We start from the raw sequence: 24,412 nt of genomic DNA on the forward strand, positions 1-24,412 counted from the left end.
CGCGGCTGCCTACTCCCGAGGCCAAGCAACAGGGTGGCACGGTCGGGACGCGGGGGCGCGCCGGGCGGGTTTCACTCCTCGGTGGGCAGCCAGCAGCCGTGCAGGCCGAGCGGGACGCGGACGGGGATCCGGGCGCGGGCCACCGGGCCGGAGGCGGGGTCCTCGGCGGGGATGACCAGGAACCAGCTCGACCCGTCGGTACGGTCGGTGGCGAAGGTCAGCCAGTGGCCGCGCTCCTCCGACCCGGACCCGGACCCGGACCCGGAGCCTTGCCCGGGCTCCGGCGCGAAGACCGGCTCACCGACCGAGAGGTTCCCGGCCGGCCAGACGCGGGAGGTGCCGGTCTCCCCGTCGTACCAGCGCACGGCGTCGTACTCGCCCGGCAGCAGGTCCGTCCGCCCGGTGGCGGTGGCCAGAGCGGTGTACCGGTGGCGCCGGCCGATGCGCCGGTCGTCGACCCGCGGGAACTCCACCCGCGAGTCGTCCAGCAGGGTGCGGGTCATGCTGCCCGCGGCCGGGTCGATGCGCGCCCGTACCAGGCCCCCGTCGGCCGGTCCGCCGTCCTTGTCCGCTCCGCCGTCCTCGTCCGGGCTGCCGACGGTCAGCCGGCTCCACTGCACGTAGTCCAGGACCACCGGGGCGTCCGCTCCCGGGCCGTCGTCGTACGCGTTCACCGTGTGCCACACCCAGAAGGCCTCGTCGGACGCCCAGCGCAGCGGCCCGCCGTCGCGAGGGATCAGGGCCACGCGGGTGCCGCGCTCCGGGCGCCAGGCCAGGAAGGAGCCGCCCGCCATGGCCGCGGCGAGGTCGAAGAAGGCCGGAGCGAGGACGAGGACGGCGTAGCGGTCCGTCAGGGCCATGTCGTGGATCATCATCGGCTCGTCCACCCCGTCCACGGGCGTGGGCCCACGGCCGACCGTGCCGTCGGGGCCGATGACCGACCAGGTCAGGTAGGGCGGCTCCAGGCCGTAGCAGAAGACGACCATCTCGCCCGTGATCGGATCGATCTTGGGGTGGGCGGTGATGCCCGCCGGCAGGCTCCCGGCGAAGTCCTCCCGGCCGAGCGTCGCCAGCTCCGTGTCGATGCGGAAGGGGCAGGCCGACTCGGCGAGGGCCAGCAGGCGGCCGGCGTGCCGGACGACGTTGATGTCGGGCAGCTCCCGGAAGGTGCCCGCCAGCTCCGGACCCACCTGCCCGGCGTCCGGCACGATCATCGATTCGAGGCCGCCCCACAGGGCTCGGCCGGCGCGTTCCTCGGCCACCAGCGCGGGGGTGCGGACGAAGCGGTTGCGGTAGCGGGCCCGGCCGCCGGAGAGCCACACGCCGTGCAGCATGCCGTCGCCGTCGATGGGGTACAGGTACGAGCCGATCGGCGTGAACCGCGGATTGGGGCCGTTGCGCAGGTACAGGCCGTCCAGGGTGTCCGGCAGCGCGCCCGTCACCTCCAGCTCCGCGACGTCGACCTCCTCGGACACGGGCGCGAAGGTTCCCAGCAGGTGGGGGACGCGGGTGGGGTCGAAGAGGGGTGGCACGTACGTGTTCACGGGACCTCCCGGGGCGCGTGGTCTCCTCCGCCGGCGCGCTTGCAGCCACCTTCCAGTGAAACGCGCGTCGGGCGGGGCTGCCAGGCGGCTCGGACCGGCCCGGGATCCCGTGGGCGGCCGGCCCCGGAATGCGGCCGGCCGCGGGCCCTCGCAGGATGGTGGACGAGGCGGGTGCCCACCCTCGGGGGCCCCCGCGCGCCGGTGGCGCGCGAGCACGGGGACTCGCCGTTGTTCCGCCGGACGAACCGCGTGCTGACGGCCGTGTGGGGCGGTGGAGTTCACCGCCCGGTACCCGGAACACGTACGCGCGCAGGCGCAGGCCGCGGGGCGGGCGGCCTGAACCTCAGGTGGAGGTGAAGAGTTCTTCCCGCACGCCGTCGAGCACGAAGCCGTTGTCGAAGCGGACGCGAACCGTCACGCGCGGCCGCTGCTCCTGGAAGGCGGTCCACGCGGGTTCCAGGGCGCCGACCTTCTCCTCGAGCTGCCTCCGGCTCTCCGGCGGCATCTGATGCCCGAAGGAGTCGAGGAGCGACTTCAGGCGCTCGTACTCGCGGACGTCCTCGGTGCTCTGCGGCCGGTGCTCGTCCACCCGCTCGACGGTGCCGGCGGTGCCTGCCCCGAGGGCCAGGAAACCGCCGACGTCCTCTCCCTCCGAGACGACCGGACCGGTCAGTGCGAGATCCGCGGCCAGCGTCACCCGGAGGCCTTCGTGCAACGTCATCGATCCTTCATCTCCCAGGTCGGTGCACGAGCCTAGCGGTCGTCCGCGCGCCGGCCGCGACCGGCACCGCTCGGCACGAGACGGCCATCGGCCGGTCGGAGCCGTCGTGGTCGCCGCCGACCCGCGCGGGGTTGCCCCGGACGGTCGTCAACCGCGGGCCGACAGGTGGTCGGCGATGGCCTCGTGGGTCAGGTGGAGGCCCGTCCGCAGGACGGCATCGTGCTGGTTGGGGTGGGCCTCGCGCTGGGCGAGGTCCAGGCCGCGGGCCCGCTCGAGTTCGAGCTCCGCGGCGCGGTCGTCACCGCGCAGCGCGGAGTCGAGGCTGAGGGCGGTGGACCGGAGCAGCGGGGCGAGGTCCCGCAGGGCGGGATCGGGACGGGCGGAACCGTCGGGCCTGTCAGGTCCGTTGGGGCCGGTGGTCCTGGCCGTCGTGGCGGTCCTGGCGCGTTCCCGGAGCTCCTGGGTGAAGAACTGGAGGGTGAGGGCGGTCCGGGCGGCGAGCCGCAGCCGCTCCCCGACCCCGTCGGGCGGCCGGCTCGGCGTACGGAGGTACAGCCGGGGGAGCCGCGTGCGTCGAGCGGCCCGTTCGTAGGCCGCGAGGCCGCCCTGTGGTTGCAGCCACAGATCCTCGGCCTCCCCGGGGAGCTCCGGGGCGGCGGGCGGTGCCCCGGCCGCGAGCCGGGAGGCGACCGCGGCGAGGAGTCCACCGAGTTCGCTCCGGTAGGCGTCGAGCCCGGTCACCGCCGACCGGTACGGGTCCGGCGGCCACAGCAGCGGTCCGAGCACGACGACGGTGACGATGCCGACCGCGCTCTCCACCAGGCGGGCCAGGGGGTAGCCGGGGGCGGCGGTCGCGTAGATCACCAGTGCGGTGATCAGGACCTGCTGGTTGGGGGAGCCGCCCCGGTACATCAGGTACATGCCCGCGCAGCCGCAGACCAGTACGGCGAGGAAGGACAGCGAGGCCGATGCCGACGCCGAGGTCACCGAGGAGGCCGAGGGCGGCGGCAGCCAGTGCAGGACGAACGTGCTCAGCGCCACGCCCACGACGACGCCCACGAGCCGGTCCCACGCCAGGCGCGGAGCGGCGTACACGTCCTCGCGAAGGATCAATACGGCCGGCAGGGCGGCGGGCACCGGGACCGTGCTCGTGCCCCACCACAGGCAGAGGAACCAGGGCACGGCGGCGCACACGGCCAGGCGGGCGGCGGACCGCAACCGTGCGCGGGGCGGCGGGTTGTGCGGAACGGTGGCCGTACCGGGCATAACGGACATCGTAGGGGCCGCGGAGCCGGTCCACGTGCCTTCTGGCGGACGCGGCCCGCCCCGCCTATGATTCCGACGCGCCACGCACCTCGAACATTCATACCCACAACGGGCGATGACGGCCTCCGGGACCCGTACCGGAACTGCCGCCCCCGCCCGACGAGTTCGGAGGTCCTGTTGAGCACATCCACGCGCGCTCCACGCAGACTGGCGGCCCTGGCAGTCGGCCTGACGGCCGTCCTGGCCGCATCGGTGGGCCCGGCCGTCGCCGCGCCGCACAGCACGACCGCCCTGGTGACACGTACGGCGGCCGCCGCCCCGTCCGTGGTCAACCCGGGCAATCAGGTGTCCCTCCAGTACGACTACGCGCACTTACAGATGACCGCCACCGGCGGCGCGGCTCCCTACACCTGGTCGGCGGTCAGCCTGCCTGCCGGTGCCACGATCAACGCCTCGACCGGCTTGATCTCGGGCCTCCTGCGCAGCAGCGGAATCCGTACGGTGACCGTCACCGCCAAGGACGCCAAGGGCGCCGTCGCCTCCACCACCTTCACCTGGCGCGTGATCCGGGACGCCTGCCCCCGCTGCTGACCCGGCGCACGCACCCGGTGCCCCCGGCCGCGATGCCGGTCGGGGGCGCCGGGGCGTGCACCTCGGGCAGGATGTGCGGATGCGCGCGACGACGGAACCGGTAGTGAGGGCCGAGGCGCTGGCCGCCCCGGGCGGGCGGCGCATCCTCGGCATCGCAGGCCCCCCGGGGGCCGGAAAGTCGACACTGGCTGCCCGGATCGCCGACGCGCTCGGGCCGGAGCGGGCGGTGGTGGTCCCGATGGACGGGTTCCACCTCGCCCGGGCCGAACTGGACCGGCTGGGCCGGGCCGACCGCAAGGGCGCCCCGGACACCTTCGACGCCGCCGGCTACGTGGCCCTGCTGCGCCGGCTGCGCGCAGCGGACGGACCCACGGTGTACGCGCCCGCCTTCGACCGCTCGCTCGAGGAGCCGATCGCGGGCAGCATCCCCGTCGCCCCGCACGTACCGCTGGTGATCACCGAGGGGAACTACCTGCTGCACGACGCGGGGGAGTGGGCGTCGGTACGCCCGCTGCTGGACGAGGCCTGGTACCTCGCCCCGGCCGAGGGCCTGCGCCTGGACCGGCTGATCGAGCGGCACGTGCGCCACGGCAAGGACCCCGCGTACGCGCGCGAGTGGGTGGCCCGGTCCGACGAGGCCAACGCCCGGCTCGTCGCCCCGGGCCGCGACCGCGCCGACCTGGTCCTCGACACCGGCTGACCGGACGCCGGGCCGCCGCCGCCGGGCCGCCGCCGGGGCGGTGCCCCTGCCCCGGCCGCGGCTCCGATGGTGGCCCCGCATCGGTTCCGGCTGCTCAGCCGACGCGTTCGATGCGTGCGCGTCGGATGAGGTTCTTGCCGGGTTCCCGGACTTGTTCGAAGGCTGCGTTGTTGAGGAGGGCGCAGCTGCCGGAGGGGCCGTTGACGGTGACCGTGGTGGCCTTGCCGTTGTCGAGGTTGGTGACCTTGAGCTTGGTGCCTACGGGGAACTGGCCGCTGCTGGCTGCGGGTGCGCCTCCTTCGCCGGAGAGGGTGACGGTGGAGCCGGGGCATACGACTTCGCCGGTGGCGGGCGGTACTTGGGCGGCGGGCGCGGCGGGCGCGGCGGGCGCGGCGGGCGCGGCGGGGGCGCCGGCTGCGGGGGCTTGGGCGTCGGCGCCGCCGCCGACGCGTTCGATGCGTGCGCGTCGGATGAGGTTCTTGCCGGGTTCCCGGACCTGTTCGAAGGCTGCGTTGTTGAGGAGGGCGCAGCTGCCGGAGGGGCCGTTCACGGCGACGGTCGTCGCCTTGCCGTTGTCGAGGTTGGTGACCTTGAGCTTGGTGCCTACGGGGAACTGGCCGCTGCTGGCTGCGGGTGCGCCTCCTTCGCCGGAGAGGGTGACGGTGGAGCCGGGGCATACGACTTCGCCGGTGGCGGGCGGTACTTGGGCGGCGGGCGCGGCCGGCGCGCCGGCTGCGGGGGCTTGGGCGTCGGCGCCGCCCCCGACGCGTTCGATGCGTGCGCGTCGGATGAGGTTCTTGCCGGGTTCCCGGACCTGTTCGAAGGCTGCGTTGTTGAGGAGGGCGCAGCTGCCGGACGGGCCGCTCACGGCGACGGTCGTCGCCTTGCCGTTGTCGAGATTGGTCACCTTGAGCTTCGTCCCCACGGGGAACTGCCCACTGCTCGCCGCTGGCGGACCCGCCTCACCCGACAAGGTCACCGTCGATCCCTGGCAGACGACATCGGGTGCGGCGGCGTTGCCGGTCGCGATCGTGACGACGACCCCTCCGGTCACGAGGGTTCCCGTGACGACAGAGAGCACGAGCTTCTTCTTGAGACTCATAGTCCGTTTTCTGGACACCTGACACTCCTCGATCCGATGGACGCTGTCCCCCCCGACGTCCTGCATACGGCCGCCGTCACACGCGAGTTCGGTCCTGTTGCCTTTTTACGAATCCGGCCGCGAGGAGGTTTGGGCCGCTGCACACGGGCATACCGCGGGGCTCGTGGCCGAGGGGCGACGGGCAAAGAAGCAGGTCACGCGTGCGGCGTCCGCTGTGGCTGCAGGTACGCCGTGCACACACCGCCCGCCATGAGCCGATGCGGGGCGGGCGAACACAGTCAGCTTTAAGGTTCAGTTGATCTGCCCTTAAGCAACGGGGGTGATGGGGGCGCAACCCCTGCAACCCTTGACACATGGTCATGTTCCTGACAGCAGTTGCACTGCGCACTGCACCACTCTCACGACCGAACGGCACGGCATTCAGAAGGGGGAGATCAGCGCATGACCAAGCCTGAGAGCGCGGGGGACGACTACGACATCGTCATCGGCGGAGCCGGCCTCGCCGGCAGCGCCGCGGCGATCCTGCTGGCACGCCGCGGCGCACGCGTCGCACTGCTGGAACGCCGCTCGGACCCCGAGACGTACAAGGTGCTGTGCACCCACTCCCTCTCGGCCAACGCCTACCCGGTGCTGGACGAACTCGGCCTCGTCCCCGCCCTGGAGGAGGCGGGAGCCGTGCGCAACGAGGTCCGCTGGTACACCCGTTGGGGATGGATCGAACCGAAGGCGGCGCCGGGAGGCCCTGGGCTGCCGTACGCGTACAACGTCCGGCGCAGCACTCTGGACCCCTTGATCAGGTCCCGTGCGGCACAGACCCCCGGCGTCGATCTGCTCCTCGGTCACCAGGTGACGGGGCTGGTCCGGGAGGCCGGGCGCACCGTGGGCGTCCGCGCGTCGACGTCCCGGGGGGAGCGCGAGATCCGGGCCCGCCTGGTGGTCGGTGCCGACGGCAAGGAATCGGCCGTGGCGAAGCTCGCCGGGGTGCCTGCCCGGCAGTTCGAGAACGGCCGGTTCGGCTACCTCGCCCAGTTCCGCGACCTCCCGCTGCCCGACGGGATCAGTCACACCTGGTTCCTCGAGCCCGACATGGCGTACGCCTTCCCGAACGACGGCGGGGTGACGGTCGTGGCAGTTCTCCCGGACAAGAAGCGCCTGCCCGCCTTCCGGGAGGACCTGGAGGGCAGCTTCCTCGCATTCGTCCGCGCCCTGCCCGAGGCGCCTCCCCTCGACTCCGCAGAGCGCATCTCGAAGATCATCGGTTTGGTCGACTACCCGCTGCACAGCCGGAGGCCGATCGCACCGGGTGTCGCGCTCATCGGCGACGCCGCCCTGACCGGCGATCCCCTGTGGGGCGTGGGATGCGGGTGGGCGCTGGAGTCCGCGCAATGGCTGGCGGAGGCGGTCGCCGGGGCCGTCACCGGTCGGGGCGACCTCGACAGGTCACTCGCGGCATACGCCCGGGGGCACCGGCGCCGGCTCCGTGGTCACCAGTACCTGGCCGCCGACTTCGCCAAGGTGCGCCCGTTCAACCCCGTGGAGCGCCTGATGTTCTCGGCGGCGGCGCGCGATGCGTCGCTCGCGCGGCACATGCACCTCTTCGCGTCACGCCTGATCGGTCCGCTGCGCTTCCTGAACCCCCTGGTGCTGGCCAAGGCGTCGGTGATCAACATCAAGCACCTCCGCCGGTCAGGTGCCGGGCCGGGTGCGGATTCGCCCATTCCTGCATCAGGGAGCCGAGATGTGCACGGGGGCGGGCCGCTGAAGGAACGGGGACAAGGCCGCACGGGCCGGGCACTCTACGGTGCACCCGACCCGTGCGGCGCGACCGTTCCATGACCGGGCGTCAGGTACCGGCCGAACGCCTTCTGCCCGTCCGGAACGAAGAGCCACTGCCGCACGGCCTCCTGCAGCTCCGTCTCCGTCAGCCAGCCGTGCCAGGCGACCTCCTCGGGGTCGGGCGTCACCTCGCCGGTGATCACGGCCTCGTGCACGCCGAGCCAGTACGGGCTGATCGCCCCCCGGCACAGGAACTTGAACAGGAAGCGCACCGGCGCATCAACGCCGAGCTCCTCGGCCAACTCCCGCGCGGCCGCCTGCTCGTAGGTCTCGCCCACTTCCACGGCCCCGCCGAACATCACCTCGTGATGGCCGGGGAACCGGGACCGGTTCTCGGGCCGCCGGTAGACCAGGACCCGCCCGTGCTGATCACGGCAGATCGTCGTCGCGATGCGGTGCAGCCAGCCACGGCGGATGGCCTCACCGCGTTCCACCACCGCCAGCACCCGGTCCTGATCGTCCACACGTTCCACCGGCTCACCCATGGCGCCCACGATCGCACACGCCCCGTCAACGCTCCCGCCCTGCCGGTACCCGCCGACCCCGATCCCGGTCCGGAGTGCCCTCTCGACCGGGAGTCCTTGGCCCTTCGGGCCGGTGGGACGGCCGGTCGTACCGTGGCGGTCGAGGCGATCTGGGACGGCGACACCAGCGGGTGGTTCGTGGTGTTGCTGGCCGTCACCGCCGAGCCGGCGGAGGAGAGCGTACTGGCCACGATCACCTGGAGCAGCGCCGAACGGTACCTCGGAGAAGGCGCTGACCGGGGCGGAAGGTACCCGATGGCGGTGGTCGCCGAACGCGTGGGCGGCGCCCTGGCCGACCGGCTTGGTGTCCCCTTCCACTTCGCGAGCCCGGACGACCCTGATGACGAGGCGCCGCGCTGGAAACCGGACCGGGGCGCCGCTCGGGAGTAGCCCGGCGCAGCGCCTACTCGGCCGGGTCCGGGATCCGGCGCCGGGCTTCCGACCGCCAAAGCCCATCACCACCCAGGGTGATGGACTCATCGGATTCCTCGGCCACCTCCTTCACGTAGTCCAGCCGGGCCTGCGTCAGGCTCAGCCGGCCGTTGGGCCCGCCCCGGACGAAGTGCGCGTCCGCATCGTCCTGCCCGTCGTCCTCCCAGCCGCACTCCGGGCAGATCTCGAAGTCGGCCCGCTCCTTCAACGTCCGCTGGAAGCAGCACGGACATGCGACAAGGCCACGCGCGGTGTCGATCGGGGGAGTGTGGGGCGGTTGTTGAGAAGCCATGGCCCCATTGTTTCCCTCCCCCCGAATCGTCCAGGGCCAGCCCGCCAGCCCGCCAGCCCGCCAGCCCGCCAGCCCGCCATCCCGCCGGGCCGACGGGCCGACGGGGTGTCAGAGTGCGGGTGCGAGGAGGGTCAGACGGAGGATCGCGGCCAGGGCCGCCACCGCGGGAAGGGCGAACCACCCTCTGCCGCCCAGCCATTCGGCCTTCATGAACACCCCTGAGAGGAGCGCCGTCACGACGGTGAGCGCCAGCGCCAGTCCGGCCGCGATACCCGAGTGGGCGACCGCCTCGCTGTCCCAGGGGCCACGCGGCTGCGCCGCGTAGGCGAGCAGGACGAGGTAGCCGGAGGCGAGGTTGCCCACGGCCAGGACGAGCACGCACACGACGGTGCCCATGACGTGGGAGGCGGCGCCCCCCACGGGCGCTGACGCGCCGGGTTCCGTGTGTCGTCCCCCGCTGTGCCCTCTCCCCTACCCAGGAGGACATCCGCCGCTCGTACCCAGGGCCGGACGGCGCTCCGGTGAGCACGGTCGGGCCGCGCAGCACCGGAACCGACCGGGCGCAATGCACCTCACGGGACTCGCCAGACGTTCGCGAAGGCCGCGTTCTCGATGGACCGCCGCTGGCGTACGGCTTCCAGTTCCATCACCGCGTCGTTGACGATGGCCAGTACGGTCGTCACCGCTTCGTCGTCGCGGCGCGGTTCGTCCTCGGAGTCCTCTCCCTCGATGCCGACGGCCGAGGCGAGGGCGGCGAGGACGGGCTCGTCCGCCTCCCAGCGGCCGAGGGCCTGGCGGCGGGCGGGCGTATCGGCGAGCTCCAGACGGTCGGTTCCGAAGGGCAGCAGGCCGCGGCGGCCCCGCGTCAGCTGACCGGCCTCCTCGAGGGCGGCCTGGTACGCCGTGGAGAGATCGCGGCCCCGGCGCCACAGCCAGTCCTCGACCCGCTCGTACGGAGGCTGCCGGGTGAGCACCGTCTGGGCCTCGGCCAGGAGCTCGTCGTGCAGTTCCGGCTGCTCGCCCGGCACGATGCGGTCGCCGTCCAGGGCGGCGGCCCGCGCGTCGAGAAGATCGATCAGCTCGGCGCCGGCGAGCGCGAGCGACAGGTCGCCCTGCCCCACGGACCGGTCCGGCTGCGGGTCCATGGCGATGATGAACAGGTCCTTCGCCGTGCTCATGAACGGCTCCCCTCGAAGTCATCGGAAGTCGGATCCGCTGATCACCTTCCCATGGTTGCACCAACGCTCACCATCGCCGCCGTGTTCCGCGCACCCGGCGTCCGGCGTGCCGTCGGGAGGCGCCCGGTCCCGCCGAACCGGGTACATGCGCCGGGCGGATTGTCTACCCTCGCTTTCGGGCGGGGGAGGGGCGCGTGGACGAGGGTGACCGGCGGGGCGCGGATCCGGTGGACCGGCGCGTGGCGCTGTCCCGGGAATGGGACCGGCTCGTCGGCGAGGTGCGCGAACTGGGCCGCGCCCGCGGCATTCCCGACCTGGCCGGTTTCCTGGATCCCCCGCGCGCGGCCTCGCTCACGGCCGCGAGCCGCGACGGGGCCGTGGTGGTGGTCAACATCAGCCGCCTGCGCTGCGACGCCCTGCTGATCACGGAGTCCGGTGTACGGGGCCTGCCGCTGCCCGGAGTGACGGCCGACGCGGTGGAGGAACGCACGGTCGCGTACGTGGCGGCCCTGCGCACCCTGGAGCAGGCGGGCCGGGAACTACAGGCGGCGAAGGGGCGGTTCGACGACGGCGACCGGTCCCCGGAAGTGTTCTACCGGGTCTCCGCCGCGCGGGTCGCGCTCTCCGCGGCGCGGACGGCGGCCGAGAGCGAGCTCGACGCCGTCACCGGGTGGCTCTGGGACGGGATCTGCGGTTCCGTCCTCGACGCGCTGGGGCACACGGGGAGCCCGTCCGCCGGAGCACCGCTCCCGCGGCTGTGGTGGTGCCCCACCGGCCTGCTCAACCTGCTGCCCCTGCACGCTGCCGGACATCACGGCGAGAGCGTGGACGGCCCGCCTCGAACGGTCCTGGACCGGGTCGTGTCCTCGTACACGCCGACCGTCCGCGCGCTGCTCACGGCGCGCGCCCGCCCCGGCGCCGCCGCGACGGGGAACGGGGACGGGAGTGGGGACGAGGTCGGCCGGATGCTGTTCGTCGCGCCGGAACCGGTCGGCCTGCCGCCCCTGCAGTCGATCGACGCGGACCGCGAAGCACTGGCCGGGCGCTTCGGCGAGCGCCTGACCCGGCTGGAGGGCCCCGACGCCACCTCCGAGGCGGTGCTGGCGGCGCTGCACCGCCATCCGTGGGTGCACTTCAGCAGCCATGCCGGACAGGACATGAACGATCCCGGGCTGGGCACCATCGCCCTGCGGGAGGACGGCCTCACCGTGCACGACCTCGCGCAGCGCAGCTACAGCGGGGAGTTCGCGTTCCTGTCGGCCTGTCAGACGGCCGTCGGGGGCATGGACCTGATCGACGAGGCGATCACCCTGGCCAGTGCCCTGCACATCGCGGGCTTCCGCCACGTGATCGGCACCCTCTGGTCCGTGTACGACGGAGCCACCGCCGACATCACCCGGGAGTTCTACGCGAACGGCGCCACCCCGGCCGGCGGACCGGGGTCCGCGCGCGCGGCGGACTTCGACCCCGCCGACGCGGCACGCAACCTGCACCGCGCGGTGCGCGCGATGCGTGACCGCGACCGTTCGACGCTGACGACCTGGGTCCACTTCGTCCACATCGGCCCCTGACCGGACCGGCACCGAAAGCAACGAGGGAGCGGCATGACCACACCGCACGTCACACCGCAGAGCCATCAGCCCGTCCCGTACGAGGAGACGACGGACCTCCGCTACGCCCGGGAAGTGGTGCAGAACCACGAGCTCACGCATGTGAAGGGGGACGACTACGCCCTCACCTGTGTCTGTCCGCGCTGCGGGGCGGCGCTCGAGATCGAGCTGTTCGAACCGGGCTTCCGTGCCCTGACGCCCGCCGCCCAGCAGCCCGGTGCGCAGCCCCCTCCCGCGCCCGCTCCCGTACCCGCGCAGGGACCCGCGCCCGCTCCCGCATCCAGCACCGTGCTGCCCATCAGCTGTGTCTGCCCGGGCACGCACGACGGCCGTCCCGAGGACCGCACGGGCTGCGGGGCCTTCTGGACCCTGACACTGTCATGACCACCCCCCCGCGTCCCCCCGCGGATCGGCGCCGGTCCACCGGCCCGCGCACACGATCTGCTGGCCGCGCAGGAACGAAGCCGACAGGCCAGGGAAGCGCTGCCCAGGCTGCGTTCGGCCGCCCTGGGCTGGCGCAACGCGGCCGGCGCGCTCATGGCCGGACTCGTCGGCTTCGGCCTGATCAAGGGCCGTACCGATGTGGGACAGCTCGACAAGCCCTGGGCCGTCGCGGTGGGATGCCTGTTGCTGACGGCCCTGCTCTGCGGGGCCTGGGGCGCGTACCTGCTGAACCGGGCGGCCCACGGCCCGCTGAAACCGTCCCCGCTCGGCCCCCGGGCCACCAGGGCGACGGTGGAACACGTGGAGGTCGGGGAAGCCCTGCGGGCACTGCGGCACGGCATCGCGCTGACCCTGTCCTGCACGCTGTTCCTCGTCGGCGCCCTCGGGGCCACCTGGTACGGGCCGAGCGCCAAACCGCCCGCGGTGGAGCTGACCACACCGGCCACGGGCCGGCTGTGCGGCATCGTGACCCGGGTGGCCGAGGGCAGGCTCCTGCTGAAGACCGGCGGCACGACGGTCGAAGTGGCGACGGCGGCCCTGACCCAGCTGAGGACGGTGGAGACATGTCCGTGAGCGACCTCCGGTCCCAGGTGTCGTTCCTGCTGAACTGGCGTCCCCTGCTTGCGCGTCTCTTCCGGGCGATCGACCGCGAGGACGCGAAGGCACTGCCGGGGCTCATCGGGCAGGTGGACGCGCTCCTGGCGCAGGACGACCTTCCCCGCTGGGCGCGCGACATGATCCGCAGGATGCGGGTCACGGCCCTCTCCGGCTGTTCGACAGTGCTCCGGGAGCCCCTCCTCCTGGACCGGGCCGTCGGCCTGGGCCGGGCCGCCCTCACGGAGGAGCCCACCACGTGGGAGGCGGAGACCTGGGACCGGAGCCTGCTCGCGGAGGTGCTCGTACAGCGCTTCGAGCAACGGGGCGACCAGCAGGACGTGGACGAGGCGATCGTCCTCCTGCGACGGGCCTGGGACCTGTGCCGGGCCGCGGACGCGGCTCCGCGACCGCCCTGGCACCGGGAGATCCGGCGCCTGTGGCGGGCAGCGTGGAACCGCGAAGCGGCCGGGCCCCGGCCGCCGTTGAACAGGGCGGTGAAGGCGGGGATCCTCGTCGGCCTCGGGGACGTACTGCACACGCGCTTCGCATACCTGCGCATACTCGACGACTTCCACCGGGCCGTGAAGGTGAGCGAGGAGGCGGAGGCGTTCACCCGTACCTTCGGCTGGGCGGTCTCCGGCGGGCAGGCCGGCTACGGCCACGGGCGCGGCACTGCCCTGATCCAGCTCGCCGCCCTGCTGGTCCAGCGCTACGAACTCCTCGGCGACCCCGAGGACATCGTCCGGGCCGTGTGGCTCTTCAAGGACGCGGACCGGCTCCTGCCGCGCGGCGACGCCCAGGGCCCCGTGCTCGCCCGGCACCGGGTGCACGCCCTGACCGTGCGGGGCCTGGTGCTGCGCAGCCCCGGGGACTTCGCCGAGGCGGCCTCGGTCCTGCGACGGCGCGCGCCGCACGACCCGTACGGGCTGCCGCGGGCGGAGATCCTGACCGGGCGGGCAGGGGTGGAAGGCTCCGCCGGCGGCCTCGGGGAGGCCGTGGACATCCTGGAGGCGGCTGCCGCACAGGACGGGCCCGACGCGCACGAGGCGCTGATCCGGCTCGCGGCGGCGCTGCGCCAGTGGGCCGCACATGTACGGGAGAACCCGCCGGTGCGCGGCGGGGCGGGGGATGGGGGTCCGCAGCCGGACTTCGCCACGCTCCGGCGCAGGTCCACCGATGCCTGGCGGCTCGCCGCCCGGCGGGAGGCGGCCCCCGCCTTCCGCCGCCTGCACGCGGCGTCCCTGTGGAGCGCGCAGACCACGGAGGAGCACCCGGGCTCGGCCGAGGCGGCGGAGGCGAGCGCCCTGGCCGTGCGGTTGCTGCCGCTCGCGGCATGGCGCGGCCTGGACCGGCTCAGCCAGGAGAGCCGGCTGAAGTCGGTCCAGTTCGGCCTGGCCACCGGCGCGGCCGCCGACCAGCTGGCACAGGGGGATCCGGCACAGGCTCTGGAGCTGCTGGAACTGGGGCGCGGGGTCCTCTGGTCCCAGAAACTGGACGGCCGCACCGATCTGAAACTGCTCGGGGCAGCGTCGCCCGAGCTGGCCGAGAGCCTCACCAGGGTCCGCGTACTCCTGGAGGAGGCGCGGGACCCGTCGGCGCACACCGGGCGCAAGCGTCTGCTGCCGACACCGTGAGGGGCCGGCGGTCCCCTGCGATCGGGTGAGCCGCGTCTCACCTGACCGGTGCCGCTTGTCTATGCAACGAGTTGCATAGAAAGATCGGGGCATGGCGCTCGACCACGCGATCCTCGTCTCCCTGCTGGAGAAGCCGGGCTCCGGCTATGAGCTGGCCCGCCGGTTCGACCGGTCCATCGGCTACTTCTGGACCGCCACCCACCAGCAGATCTACCGCGTCCTCAAGCGCATGGAGGGCGACGGGCTGCTCACCGTCCGCCAGGTGCCGCAGCAGGGCCGGCCGGACAAGAACGAGTACTCCGTCGCCGGCCCCGGCCGCAGCGCCCTCGCCCGGTGGCTGCACGAGCCGATCGAGCCCGAGAGCCTGCGCCACGACCTCGCCGTCAAGATCCGCGGCGCGGCCTTCGACGACCCGGCCGCACTGATCCACGAGGTCGAGCGGCACCACCGGGCACACAGCGACCGGCTGGCCCGCTACCTCGCCGGTGAACTGCGCGACTTCACCGGGCCCGACGCACCCGCACCGCTCGACGCCGGCCAGGAGCTCCAGCACGTCGTGCTGCGCGGCGGCATCGCGTACGAGCGGATGACGATCGCCTGGCTCGACGACGTCCTCGCCACCCTCCACCGGCTCGGCGGCACACCGCCGCCCGCCACCACCTGAACCGCACCGCCGCCGCACCGCGCTCGGCCACACCGCACCTCGCCGTGGCCGCCGCGCCGTCCCTCCACGCGTCCGACCCCCAACCCCTCGGAAGGTGAACCTCCATGGCAGACGCCCTGCTCTTCAACCCGCACACCTACGACCCGGCGCACTTCGACCCCGAGACCCGCAGGCTGCTGCGCGCCACGGTCGACTGGTTCGAGAGCCGCGGCAAGCGCCGGCTGATCGAGGACTACCGCTCCCGCGCCTGGCTGGCGGACTTCCTCGCCTTCTCCGCGAAGGAGGGGCTCTTCGCGACCTTCCTGACCCCGGCCTCGGCCGCCGGTGAGGGGGAGCCGGACAAGCGCTGGGACACCGCACGGATCGCGGCCCTGAACGAGATCTTCGGTTTCTACGGGCTCGACTACTGGTACGCGTGGCAGGTCACCATCCTCGGCCTCGGTCCGGTCTGGCAGAGCGACAACGCCGACGCCCGCGCCCGCGCCGCGGAACTCCTCGCCGGGGGCGAGGTGTTCGCCTTCGGTCTGTCCGAGAAGACCCACGGCGCCGACATCTACTCCACCGACATGCTGCTGCAGCCGTCCATCGACGGGGACGGCGGTTTCCGCGCGAGCGGCTCCAAGTACTACATCGGCAACGGCAACGCCGCCGGCCTCGTCTCCGTCTTCGGCCGCCGCACCGACATCGAGGGCCCCGACGGCTACGTCTTCTTCGCCGCCGACAGCCGCCACCCGGCGTACAAGCTCGTCAAGAACGTCGTCGACTCCTCCAAGTACGTCAGCGAATTCCGCCTCGATGACTACCCGGTCCGCGCCGAGGACGTCCTGCACACCGGCCGGGCCGCCTTCGACGCCGCCCTGAACACCGTCAACGTGGGCAAGTTCAACCTCTGCACCGCCTCGATCGGCATCTGCGAGCACGCGATGTACGAGGCCGTCACCCACGCGCACAACCGCGTCCTGTACGGGCGGCCCGTCACCGCCTTCCCGCACGTGCGCCGGGAGCTGGCCGACGCGTACGTCCGCCTGGTCGGCATGAAGCTGTTCAGCGACCGCGCCGTCGACTACTTCCGCGCCGCGGGCCCGGACGACCGCCGGTACCTGCTCTTCAACCCGATGACGAAGATGAAGGTGACCACGGAGGGCGAGAAGGTCATCGACCTGATGTGGGACGTCATCGCCGCCAAGGGCTTCGAGAAGGACAACTACTTCGCGCAGGCGGCCATCGAGATCCGTGGACTGCCCAAGCTGGAGGGCACGGTCCACGTCAACCTCGCCCTGATCCTCAAGTTCATGCGCAACCACCTGCTGGACCCGGCCGAGTACCCGGCCGTGCCGACCCGCCTCGACGCGGCCGACGACGCCTTCCTGTTCCAGCAGGGTCCGGCCCGGGGCCTGGGCTCCGTACGCTTCCACGACTGGCGCACCGCCTACGAGGCGTACACCGGGGTGCCGAACGTGGCCCGGTTCCGCGAGCAGGCCGACGCCCTCTGCGCGTTCGTGGCCACGGTCGCCCCGGACGAGGAGCAGAGCCGCGACCTCGACTTCCTCCTCTCCGTGGGCCAGCTGTTCGCGCTGGTCGTGTACGGCCAGCTGATCCTGGAGCAGGCCCGCCTGACGGACCTGGACGAGTCGGTGCTCGACGAGCTGTTCTCCGTCCTCGTACGCGACTTCTCCGGCCACGCCGTCGAGCTGTACGGCAAGGACTCGGCCACCGCGCCCCAGCAGGAGTGGGCGCTCGGCGCGGTCCGCCGCCCGGTCGTCGACGAGGCCCGCGCGGCGCGCGTCTGGGCCCGGGTCGAGGCCCTGTCCGGCACGTACGAGATGGCCCCGTAGGAACGCCCCCCGGGGACCGGCATCGCCGCCGGCCCAAACCGAAGCCGGTCCCCGCCAGGCCATTGACCTGGGCCGTAGTCGCGGCTTCTTCCTGCGCCGCATCGGTGCACGCCCGCCACACCTGATCAAAGTAATCCTTATGGATGGATCGCATTGCTAGGATTCATGCTTATGGATGGCATCTCGATGAAGACGATCGGCCTGCTCGGCGGGATGAGCTGGGAGTCGACGGCCGAGTACTACCGGCTGCTCAACGAGTTCACCCGCGAGCGGCTCGGCGGACTGCACTCGGCGCGCTGCGTGCTGTATTCCGTGGACTTCGCGGAGATCGAACAGCTCCAGGCGCAGGGCCGCTGGGACGAGGCGGGCCGGGTGCTGGCGGCGGCCGCCCGGTCGTTGGAGGCCGCGGGCGCGGACCTCGTACTCCTGTGCACGAACACGATGCACAAGGTTGCCGACCAGGTGCAGGCGGCGGTCTCCATTCCTTTGCTGCACCTGGCCGACGCCACCGCGGACGCGGTGCGGGCGCAAGGCCTGCAGCGGGTCGGTCTGCTGGGCACGGCGTTCACGATGGAGCAGGACTTCTACCGGGGGCGCCTCGCGGCGGGTGGACTGGAGGTGTCCGTGCCGGATGCCGGCGGACGGTCCCTGGTGCACCGGGTGATCTACGAGGAGCTGTGCCTCGGTGTCGTGCGGGAGGAATCCAGGACCGCGTACCGGGAAGTCATCGCGGGCCTCGTGGCGGCCGGCGCCCAGGGGATCATCCTCGGCTGCACCGAGATCGAACTGCTGGTGAGCGCCGAGGACAGCCCGGTGCCCGTCTTCCCCACGGCACGGATCCACGCGGCGGCGGCCGTAGACGCCGCGCTGGGCCGGGGCGTGCGGTGAAGGTGCTGATCACGAACGGGCCGGCGTACACGGCCGTCGGCGTTGCCAGTGGCGTCGTGCACGATCAGTGAGTCAGTTCTTCCACGGGACGGGGAAGGCGCAGAGGCCGGCCGGCGAGCATGCAGTGCGGGCCCCGGGCCGCCTTGGCCGGCGCGGGGCGGGCCCGGGTCGGTCGATGGTGGCCTTGCTTCGTGCGGGCGGTGTTGAAGGTCGGGTCAGCAGTCGAACACCGACCAGCAGATGTCGTTGCGCAACCGCTGGTCGTCCAGTACCAGCTCGCGAATCGCCGTGGGGAGCTGCGTGCGCTGCCACTGGCACTCGAGTCGCCCTGCCGTCTCGCTCTCGGCCTTCGGTGCGGCAGCGCGTGCGGCCTTGATCGCATAGGCGGCCGCGCCGAGTTCGTGCGCTGCGACGTGTGCGACGACTGCGGCCTGGCCGGCGGCGTAGGCGGCATGCCGTGCTGCGCCACGCAGGTCACGGGCCGCGCCCATCGCATGGCCGCCTGCCGCGCGGGCCTCCATCATCTTGACCTCGCCACGCACCCAGGCACGGGCGTGCTCGATCGCCTGACGCGGCCGTGGGTCATCGGGCCTTGCCGACTCGAAGAGTTCGAGGACGTGCTCCGCGCACGCTGCCGCCCACAGGGCGAGGAGATGGTGATCCGGATCGGTGAGGGTCCCACCGCGGCGGATCGTCACGAAGCGGGGGTCCCTGACCTTCGGGAGGATCATGGTCGGCATTCCTTCCTGCTGGGATGGAGCGAAGCCTGCGAACCAGGAGGCCGATCCGCAAGCCCGGCCGACATCAACCTGCCCGGAAAGCACACCTAGCCGACGAGGCGTCTGTGCCAGGTCAGCGGGGTGACGGTGATGGACTGGCCCGGATCGCCGTCCCAGCGGGTGGGCAGGCCCGCACGGGTCAGGGCGGCGACGACCTCGCGGCCCACCGCGGCGGTGGTCGCGGACGTCCCGTCGAAGCCGCCGTACAGGAGGGTCAGGCCGTGGCCGGCCGTCGCGGAGTCCGTGCACTGGTCGTGGAAGTACACGAAGCCGCGGGCGTCCGGGCCGCCCTCCGCGCCGATCTCGGCCTCCCCGCAGCTGCGGCAGCAGGTGAAGTTCTCGCGGGCCGTGATGCCCGCCGCGTCGAGCTCGGCGAACGCCCGGGACAGCCGCTCCGGGTCGGTCTCGCCCGCCCATCCCGTCTGTTCCTCGACCCGCTCGAGCCACATGCGGTCGGCGAGCGCCTCGGCCTGGGCGCGGGAGACGGGCCGGTGGTCCCCGGAGACGAGGTAGTCCTCGGCCAGTTCGGTGAGCCGTGCCCGCGTCGTGTACCCGCCGGCCAGCACCTCGCGGATCCGGTTCTCCAACAGCACCCGCTCCTCCTCGTCGAGTTCGAGCGGGGGCGCGGGCTGCGCGGGCGGGAACTCCACGCGTTCCCAGACCCGTCCGGCGTCCCAGCCGTCCCGTCGGCCGTCCGCCCAGGCGGTCATGGCGGCGATGACGGCCTCGGGTCCGTCGACGGACGTCCCGAAGTGCCGCTCCGGGCTGCCGGCGCGGTGCTCCAGGGTGTAGTCGCCGCCGGTGCGGTGCCACACCTGGACGAAGACATCGGGCAGGTCGGGAACCGTTTGGACGACGAGGAACCGGTCGCCCTCACGACCGATCCGGTGGACCAGCGCGGCGAGTTCCCCCGCGGAGGGTCGTACGTGCCGGGGGCCGGGTTCGGTCAGGACCGTGATCGCGAGCATGGTCACCAGTGTGCCGGGCGGCACTGACAGCGGGCCGCGGGGGTGGTTCCGCTGCCTGCGGCCCCGCCCCCGCCCCCGCCCCGGCCTCAGGCGAGCGCGTCCGCCAGCAGCTTCGCGGTCCTGGCGATCAGTGTGTTGTCGCGCGGTGCGTTCGCCTCCGGCAGGGTGCTGAGGATGGCCAGGACCACGGGCGGGCGTCCCGGGGGCCAGGCGATGCCCACGTTGTTGTTGGTCCCGTACGACCCGGCGCCCGTCTTGTCCGCGACGGCCCAGTCCTTGGGCAGGCCGGCCCGGAGCCGTTCGCCGCTGGTGGTGTTGGACAGCAGCCACCGGGTCAGCTGCTCCCGGTGCCCGCAGGACAGGGCGTCCGCGAGCGTGAGCCGTGCGTACGTCCGCCCGATCGCGCGGGGGCTGGTGGTGTCGGTCACCCGATCCGGCTCGGCCGAGTTCAGTTCGGGCTCCATGCGGTCGAGCCGGGTCGTACGGTCCCCCACCGAGCGGCAGAAGCGGGTGATCGCGGTGGGGCCGCCGAGCTCGCGCAGCAGGAGGTTGGCGGCCGCGTTGTCGCTCTGGGCGATGGCGGCGGAGCAGAGCTCCGCCACGGTCAGGCCACCCGCGATGTTCTCGGGAAGCTTCGTGATCTCTCCGCCGCCCGCTTCGGTGACGTCCTGGAGGGTGTAGTGGATGCGCTTGGCGAGGTACGTGCCGTCGTGGTCGAGGTCCCGCATCACGGCGGCCGCGGCGACCGTCTTGAACACCGAGCACATGGGGAACAGTTCGTCCGCCCGGTGGAGCACGGTCCTGCCGGTGGCGGTGTCCCGTGCGTACACCCCCAGCCGTGCCCCGTACTCGCGCTCCAGTCCGCGCAGTTGCGCCACGACACCGCCTGCTTCGCCGTACGACGATGCGGCACGGGCCGTGCCCACCGGCAGGGACGCGGCCAGCGCGGCCCCCGCCCCCACGGTCAGCAGTGCACGGCGGGAGGGTGATGCGCCCGTGGTCGGGATCGGGGTGTTCACGTCGGGTTCTCCTCTTCCTGGCCGGCCATGTGATCGCGAAGACGTCAAACGTGATCATTTCGGTTCCCCGGAGGAGGGAAGGAGGGAGAGTGTACTGGTGGTACACACTGCTGGTGTGTACCGTTGGTCCATGACTCCGCTCCCTCGATTCCATCGACTGCCGGCCGAGCGACAGGAGGCGATCCTGGGCGTCGCCCGCGCGCATTTCGCCGAGCACGGACCCGAATCCGCCTCCTACAACAAGATCATTGAGGCGGCCGGCTTCTCGAAGACCGCCGCCTACCAGTACTTCGACGGCCGCGAGGACCTGCTCGCCGCCGTGCTCGACGACGTACTGGACCGCCTCCTCGGTGTCCTCGGGCCGTGGACCCCGGCCCGCGACGAGGCGGAGTTCTGGGTACGGCTGGAAGCGGGAACGCGCGCCCTCGTCGCTCATCTGCAGGACCATCCGGATGATCTCTCCCTCGCCGACGCCGCCGTCGGCCGGGCCCGGGGCGGTGCCTGGCTCGGCTGGTTCCAGGCCGTGGTCGAGGACGGGCAGCGGCTCGGGTTCATCCGGACGGACGTGGACCGGGCGCTGCTGGCCGGTGCCACCGCGGCTGTCATGCGGGCGGCCGACGAATGGGCGCTGAGCGCACTGCGCGCGGCGCACCCGACGACGACGCAGCTGACGACGCACCCGGCAACGACGTACCCCACCACGACGCAGCCGCCGGCCGCCGAGCCCGGGAGCGAACAGGTGTGGAGCCTGCTGCGCGGGCTGTGGAGCGGTGGAACGGACGGAGGGCTCGGGCGTGCGCACTGATCTGGAGATCCACTGGGAGATACCGCCCACGCCCCCGGGCGTGCTCGGACGGCTGGAGCGCTTCATGGGGCCGGGCAAGTCCCGCTCCGAGTCGGTGGTGGAACTCGTCGGCGCGGGCGGGTGCGCCGTGCTGCTCGCCGCCGGGGTGTGGTCGTCGGGCATCCACCGCGACTGGTCCGCCCTGCAGTCGGCCGTGGTCGTGCTCATCGGCCTCGACCTGCTCGGCGGGATCCTCACCAACGCGACCAACTCCGCCAAGCGCTGGTACCACCGCCGGGACCCCGGCGCCCGGCGCGCCCGCCTGCTCTTCGTCGGCGCGCACGTGCTGCACCTGGCCGCGATGGGCCTGGTGGTGCTCGACGGTGACCGCGGCTGGACCCTGGGGAACACCGCGCTGCTGCTCCTCGCCGCCGTGGCCGTGGAGTTCACTCCGCTCCACCTCAAGCGCCCGGCCGCCATGGCCCTCTACTCGGCCGTCGTCGTGGTCGGCCTGTTCTGGCTGCCCGTGCCCTCCGCCCTCGCCTGGTTCGGCCCCCTCTTCTTCCTCAAGCTCCTGGTGTGTCACCTCGTACCGGAGGCGCCCATGGAACGGCGGCGCGATGCCTGAGCCCGACGCCGGACACCTGGAGTGCGACGACGCACCGTCGCCCGCGCGATGCGCGCCCGTGCTCGCCGCCGCCTTCGTCCGCGAACCCGCCATGGCGTGGATCTCGGGCGGATCGGATCCCGTACGGCAGGCGTGGTTCGGCGCCACGCTGCGCACGCACGCCACGCTCCGCGGCGGTCGCCGCCACCTGCTGGCCGACCGGCAGGGGCAGCCTGTCGCCGCGGCCCTCCTGACCCCGCCGTCCGCCGTGCCCTCGGGTGCGGCCCGGGCGGCCTGGGCGGCCCGCACCCTGGCCGGCTGCGGGCCGCGCGCCCTGGTGCGGACGCTGCGCTACCTGCACCGCACCGAGGCCGAAGTCCCGCCCGGAGCCTGGACCCTTGAGTTCATCGGTGTGGAACCGGAGTCGGTGGGACGGGGTGCCGGAGGGCGGCTCCTCGGTCACGTGATCGCCGAGACCTCCGCGCCCGGCGGCATCTTCCTCACCACCGCCGACGAGGCGAACGTCCGGCTCTACCGCCGCTTCGGCTTCACCACGCTGCGGCGCCTGCAGGTCGGCCCGCTGGAAGTGACCGCGATGTGGCGGCCGAACACCCGCCCGTAGGTGCCTGCTGACAGGGGCGGGCGGTCTCCCGGGCCGCCCGCCGCGCCGCGTTTCGGCCGTGTTCGTCAGCAAGGCCGAATATCACCTATAACCCCGGCAAACCACCTGCAGGACAAGATCACTGCATCGAGGTAACGCCAACGATTTTCAGGCTCAAGTGGGCGTACCGGCCGTTACTGTTCCCCCGGATCTGTACGGATTCCCGGATAATTCGCCCCCTTTTTCCTCGTTCCCTGGTGACGCGCGCGTCCGCCGTCACCACCCTTACGAAGGAGAGCTCGCCCGATGACCGTTGACACCAGCCCGGAAGCGCAGTTGGAGCCGCCGCGGCAGTCCAGCCTGAGCACGGCGGCTGCCCGCAACCTCGCCAGCACCACCAAGTCCGCCCCGCAGATGCAGGAGATCACCTCCCGGTGGCTGCTGCGGATGCTCCCCTGGGTGGAGACCAAGGGCGGCACCTACCGGGTCAACCGCCGGCTGACGTACACCGTGGGTGACGGCACCATCGAGTTCGTCCAGGACGGCGCGGACGTCCGGGTGATCCCGCGCGAGCTCGGCGAACTGGCCCTGCTGCGCGGCTTCGACGACGACGAGGTGCTGACCGCGATCGCGCACCGCTGCGTCCAGCGCGACTTCCGGGCCGGTGAGGTGATCGTCGAGCGCGGTACCGCCGCCGACCAGATCCACCTGATCGCCCACGGCCGGATCAGCCAGACCTCCGTCGGCAAGTACGGTGACGATGTCGCCGTCGCCGTCCTCGCCGACGGCGACCGGTTCGGCGAGAACGCCCTGCTGGACGCCGACGCCACGTGGGACTACACGGCCACCGCCGAGACCCCCGGCGTCCTGCTCACCCTCTCCCGCGGCGACTTCGCCTCCGTGCTCGCCGCGGCGCCGCAACTCCAGGCCCACATCGACCGGTTCAGCTCGCTCCCGCAGCAGCGCCAGAACCGGCACGGCGAGGCCGAGATCGCGATGTCCGCCGGCCACAGCGGTGAGGCGGACCTGCCCGGCGCGTTCGTCGACTACGAGCTCAAGCCGCGCGAGTACGAACTCTCCATCGCGCAGACCGTGCTGCGGATCCACACCAGGGTCGCCGACCTCTACAACGGGCCGCACAACCAGACCGAGGAACAGCTCAGGCTCACCATCGAGGCGCTGCGCGAGCGCCAGGAGCACGAGCTGATCAACAACCGGGACTTCGGCCTGCTCCACAACGCCGCCTTCAAGCAGCGGATCCAGACCCACTCCGGCCCGCCGACCCCGGACGACCTCGACGAGCTGCTCTGCCGTCGCCGCGGCTCCAAGTTCTTCCTCGCCCACCCCCGGACGATCGCCGCGATCGGGCGCGAGTTCAACGCCCGCGGGCTCTACCCGGACCACGTCGACGTCGGCGGGCAGCAGGTGCCGGCCTGGCGCGGGGTCCCGATCCTGCCCTGCAACAAGATCCCGATCAGCAAGGAGAACACCAGCTCGGTGCTCGTCATGCGCACCGGCGAGGACAACCAGGGCGTCATCGGCCTGCGCCAGACCGGTCTGCCCGAGGAGTACGAGCCCGGCCTGTCGGTGCGGTTCATGGGGATCAGCGAGCAGGCGATCATCTCCTACCTGGTCACCACCTACTTCTCCGCCGCGATCCTCGTGCCGGACGCCCTCGGTGTGCTGGAGAACGTGCAGATCGCCCGCAGGCGGGACTAAGAGGACCAGCCCGACGGCCGCGACAGCCCAAGCCCCTCCTGTCCCGGCCGGCCGAGCACGCCCGGGATCCGGGACAG

General features: G+C 72.6%; 25 protein-coding genes and 2 pseudogenes. 15 read left to right on the forward strand and 12 right to left on the reverse strand.

Annotated features, from left to right (window positions below):
• Positions 1–71 precede the first annotated feature (71 nt).
• The 3 genes from OG444_RS36145 to OG444_RS36155 form a co-directional block, all read right to left on the reverse strand.
• Positions 72–1,532, reverse strand: a complete 1,461-nt coding sequence (locus OG444_RS36145; RefSeq protein WP_442810799.1) for a carotenoid oxygenase family protein — start codon at positions 1,530–1,532, stop codon at positions 72–74.
• 355 nt (positions 1,533–1,887) lie between these two features.
• Complete coding sequence (locus OG444_RS36150) at positions 1,888–2,265, reverse strand: hypothetical protein (RefSeq protein ID WP_327266085.1); 378 nt, start codon at positions 2,263–2,265, stop codon at positions 1,888–1,890.
• Between the two features lie 147 nt (positions 2,266–2,412).
• Complete coding sequence (locus OG444_RS36155; protein WP_327266086.1) at positions 2,413–3,531, reverse strand: hypothetical protein; 1,119 nt, start codon at positions 3,529–3,531, stop codon at positions 2,413–2,415.
• Positions 3,532–3,708: 177 nt separating this feature from the next.
• Here OG444_RS36155 and OG444_RS36160 point away from each other — a divergent pair, with 177 nt between their 5' ends.
• Both OG444_RS36160 and OG444_RS36165 read left to right on the forward strand, forming a co-directional pair.
• Positions 3,709–4,122, forward strand: a complete 414-nt coding sequence (locus tag OG444_RS36160; protein WP_327266087.1) for an Ig domain-containing protein — start codon at positions 3,709–3,711, stop codon at positions 4,120–4,122.
• A gap of 79 nt (positions 4,123–4,201) precedes the next feature.
• Positions 4,202–4,822, forward strand: coding sequence for a nucleoside/nucleotide kinase family protein (locus tag OG444_RS36165; protein ID WP_327266088.1), 621 nt, complete (start codon positions 4,202–4,204; stop codon positions 4,820–4,822).
• A 94-nt stretch (positions 4,823–4,916) separates the two neighbouring features.
• Here OG444_RS36165 and OG444_RS40860 read toward each other — a convergent pair.
• Together OG444_RS40860 and OG444_RS40865 are read right to left on the reverse strand one after the other, a co-directional pair.
• Positions 4,917–5,264: pseudogene (locus OG444_RS40860) on the reverse strand (hypothetical protein); the annotation flags it as partial.
• Positions 5,265–5,990: pseudogene (locus tag OG444_RS40865) on the reverse strand (hypothetical protein); the annotation flags it as partial.
• 375 nt (positions 5,991–6,365) lie between these two features.
• On the opposite strand from OG444_RS40865, the gene OG444_RS36175 reads away from it, so the two are divergent.
• Entirely contained in the window at positions 6,366–7,760 is a 1,395-nt protein-coding gene (locus OG444_RS36175; protein ID WP_327266090.1) for an NAD(P)/FAD-dependent oxidoreductase, read from the forward strand.
• Here the strand turns inward: OG444_RS36175 and OG444_RS36180 are convergent.
• Positions 7,721–8,245 (reverse strand): NUDIX hydrolase, encoded by a 525-nt coding sequence (locus OG444_RS36180; RefSeq protein ID WP_327266091.1) that lies wholly within the window; start codon positions 8,243–8,245, stop codon positions 7,721–7,723. The genes OG444_RS36175 and OG444_RS36180 overlap by 40 nt on opposite strands.
• Positions 8,246–8,377: 132 nt before the next feature.
• Here OG444_RS36180 and OG444_RS36185 point away from each other — a divergent pair, with 132 nt between their 5' ends.
• Positions 8,378–8,674 carry a hypothetical protein gene (locus OG444_RS36185; protein WP_327266092.1) on the forward strand — a complete coding sequence of 99 codons (297 nt, stop codon included), beginning with the start codon at positions 8,378–8,380 and terminating at the stop codon, positions 8,672–8,674.
• A 13-nt stretch (positions 8,675–8,687) separates the two neighbouring features.
• Here the strand turns inward: OG444_RS36185 and OG444_RS36190 are convergent, their stop codons facing one another.
• The 3 genes from OG444_RS36190 to OG444_RS36200 form a co-directional block, all read right to left on the reverse strand.
• Entirely contained in the window at positions 8,688–9,008 is a 321-nt protein-coding gene (locus OG444_RS36190) for a CPCC family cysteine-rich protein (protein WP_327266093.1), read from the reverse strand.
• A 108-nt stretch (positions 9,009–9,116) separates the two neighbouring features.
• Entirely contained in the window at positions 9,117–9,404 is a 288-nt protein-coding gene (locus tag OG444_RS36195) for a hypothetical protein (RefSeq protein WP_327266094.1), read from the reverse strand.
• A 176-nt stretch (positions 9,405–9,580) separates the two neighbouring features.
• Positions 9,581–10,186, reverse strand: coding sequence for a GOLPH3/VPS74 family protein (locus OG444_RS36200; protein ID WP_327266095.1), 606 nt, complete (start codon positions 10,184–10,186; stop codon positions 9,581–9,583).
• 194 nt (positions 10,187–10,380) lie between these two features.
• Here OG444_RS36200 and OG444_RS36205 point away from each other — a divergent pair, with 194 nt between their 5' ends.
• The 7 genes from OG444_RS36205 to OG444_RS36235 all read left to right on the forward strand — a co-directional run bounded on the left by OG444_RS36205 (position 10,381) and on the right by OG444_RS36235 (position 17,858).
• On the forward strand, positions 10,381–11,757 hold the full coding sequence (locus OG444_RS36205) for a CHAT domain-containing protein (protein WP_327266096.1): 1,377 nt from the start codon (positions 10,381–10,383) through the stop codon (positions 11,755–11,757).
• Positions 11,758–11,790: 33 nt separating this feature from the next.
• Positions 11,791–12,180 (forward strand): hypothetical protein, encoded by a 390-nt coding sequence (locus OG444_RS36210; protein ID WP_327266097.1) that lies wholly within the window; start codon positions 11,791–11,793, stop codon positions 12,178–12,180.
• 153 nt (positions 12,181–12,333) lie between these two features.
• Entirely contained in the window at positions 12,334–12,813 is a 480-nt protein-coding gene (locus tag OG444_RS36215; RefSeq protein WP_327266098.1) for a hypothetical protein, read from the forward strand.
• Positions 12,810–14,471: a hypothetical protein gene (locus tag OG444_RS36220; protein WP_327266099.1), complete on the forward strand. Its 1,662-nt coding sequence runs from the start codon at positions 12,810–12,812 to the stop codon at positions 14,469–14,471. Before OG444_RS36215 ends, OG444_RS36220 begins: the two co-directional genes overlap by 4 nt.
• 91 nt (positions 14,472–14,562) lie before the next feature.
• Positions 14,563–15,135, forward strand: a complete 573-nt coding sequence (locus tag OG444_RS36225) for a PadR family transcriptional regulator (protein WP_327266100.1) — start codon at positions 14,563–14,565, stop codon at positions 15,133–15,135.
• Positions 15,136–15,239: 104 nt separating this feature from the next.
• Positions 15,240–16,970, forward strand: coding sequence for an acyl-CoA dehydrogenase family protein (locus OG444_RS36230; protein WP_327266101.1), 1,731 nt, complete (start codon positions 15,240–15,242; stop codon positions 16,968–16,970).
• Positions 16,971–17,156: 186 nt separating this feature from the next.
• Positions 17,157–17,858 (forward strand): aspartate/glutamate racemase family protein, encoded by a 702-nt coding sequence (locus OG444_RS36235; RefSeq protein WP_327267038.1) that lies wholly within the window; start codon positions 17,157–17,159, stop codon positions 17,856–17,858.
• A 215-nt stretch (positions 17,859–18,073) separates the two neighbouring features.
• Here OG444_RS36235 and OG444_RS36240 read toward each other — a convergent pair whose 3' ends face one another.
• From OG444_RS36240 to bla, 3 genes are all read right to left on the reverse strand, one after another.
• Positions 18,074–18,589, reverse strand: coding sequence for a putative immunity protein (locus OG444_RS36240; protein WP_327266102.1), 516 nt, complete (start codon positions 18,587–18,589; stop codon positions 18,074–18,076).
• 95 nt (positions 18,590–18,684) lie between these two features.
• On the reverse strand, positions 18,685–19,605 hold the full coding sequence (locus OG444_RS36245) for a DUF6891 domain-containing protein (RefSeq protein WP_327266103.1): 921 nt from the start codon (positions 19,603–19,605) through the stop codon (positions 18,685–18,687).
• Between the two features lie 86 nt (positions 19,606–19,691).
• Positions 19,692–20,612 carry a class A beta-lactamase gene (gene bla, locus OG444_RS36250; protein ID WP_327267039.1) on the reverse strand — a complete coding sequence of 307 codons (921 nt, stop codon included), beginning with the start codon at positions 20,610–20,612 and terminating at the stop codon, positions 19,692–19,694.
• A 142-nt stretch (positions 20,613–20,754) separates the two neighbouring features.
• On the opposite strand from bla, the gene OG444_RS36255 reads away from it, so the two are divergent.
• From OG444_RS36255 to OG444_RS36270, 4 genes are all read left to right on the forward strand, one after another.
• Positions 20,755–21,429, forward strand: a complete 675-nt coding sequence (locus OG444_RS36255; RefSeq protein ID WP_327266104.1) for a TetR/AcrR family transcriptional regulator — start codon at positions 20,755–20,757, stop codon at positions 21,427–21,429.
• A complete protein-coding gene (locus OG444_RS36260; RefSeq protein ID WP_327266105.1) occupies positions 21,419–22,036 on the forward strand; it encodes a hypothetical protein in 618 nt (205 codons plus the stop codon). The genes OG444_RS36255 and OG444_RS36260 overlap by 11 nt, the downstream gene beginning before the upstream one ends.
• Positions 22,029–22,637 carry a GNAT family N-acetyltransferase gene (locus OG444_RS36265; RefSeq protein ID WP_327266106.1) on the forward strand — a complete coding sequence of 203 codons (609 nt, stop codon included), beginning with the start codon at positions 22,029–22,031 and terminating at the stop codon, positions 22,635–22,637. Before OG444_RS36260 ends, OG444_RS36265 begins: the two co-directional genes overlap by 8 nt.
• Positions 22,638–22,922: 285 nt before the next feature.
• Positions 22,923–24,335, forward strand: a complete 1,413-nt coding sequence (locus OG444_RS36270) for a family 2B encapsulin nanocompartment shell protein (protein ID WP_327266107.1) — start codon at positions 22,923–22,925, stop codon at positions 24,333–24,335.
• The last annotated feature ends 77 nt before the right edge of the window (positions 24,336–24,412 follow it).

The sequence above is a fragment of the Streptomyces sp. NBC_01232 genome (genome assembly GCF_035989885.1).
Lineage (GTDB): Bacteria > Actinomycetota > Actinomycetes > Streptomycetales > Streptomycetaceae > Streptomyces.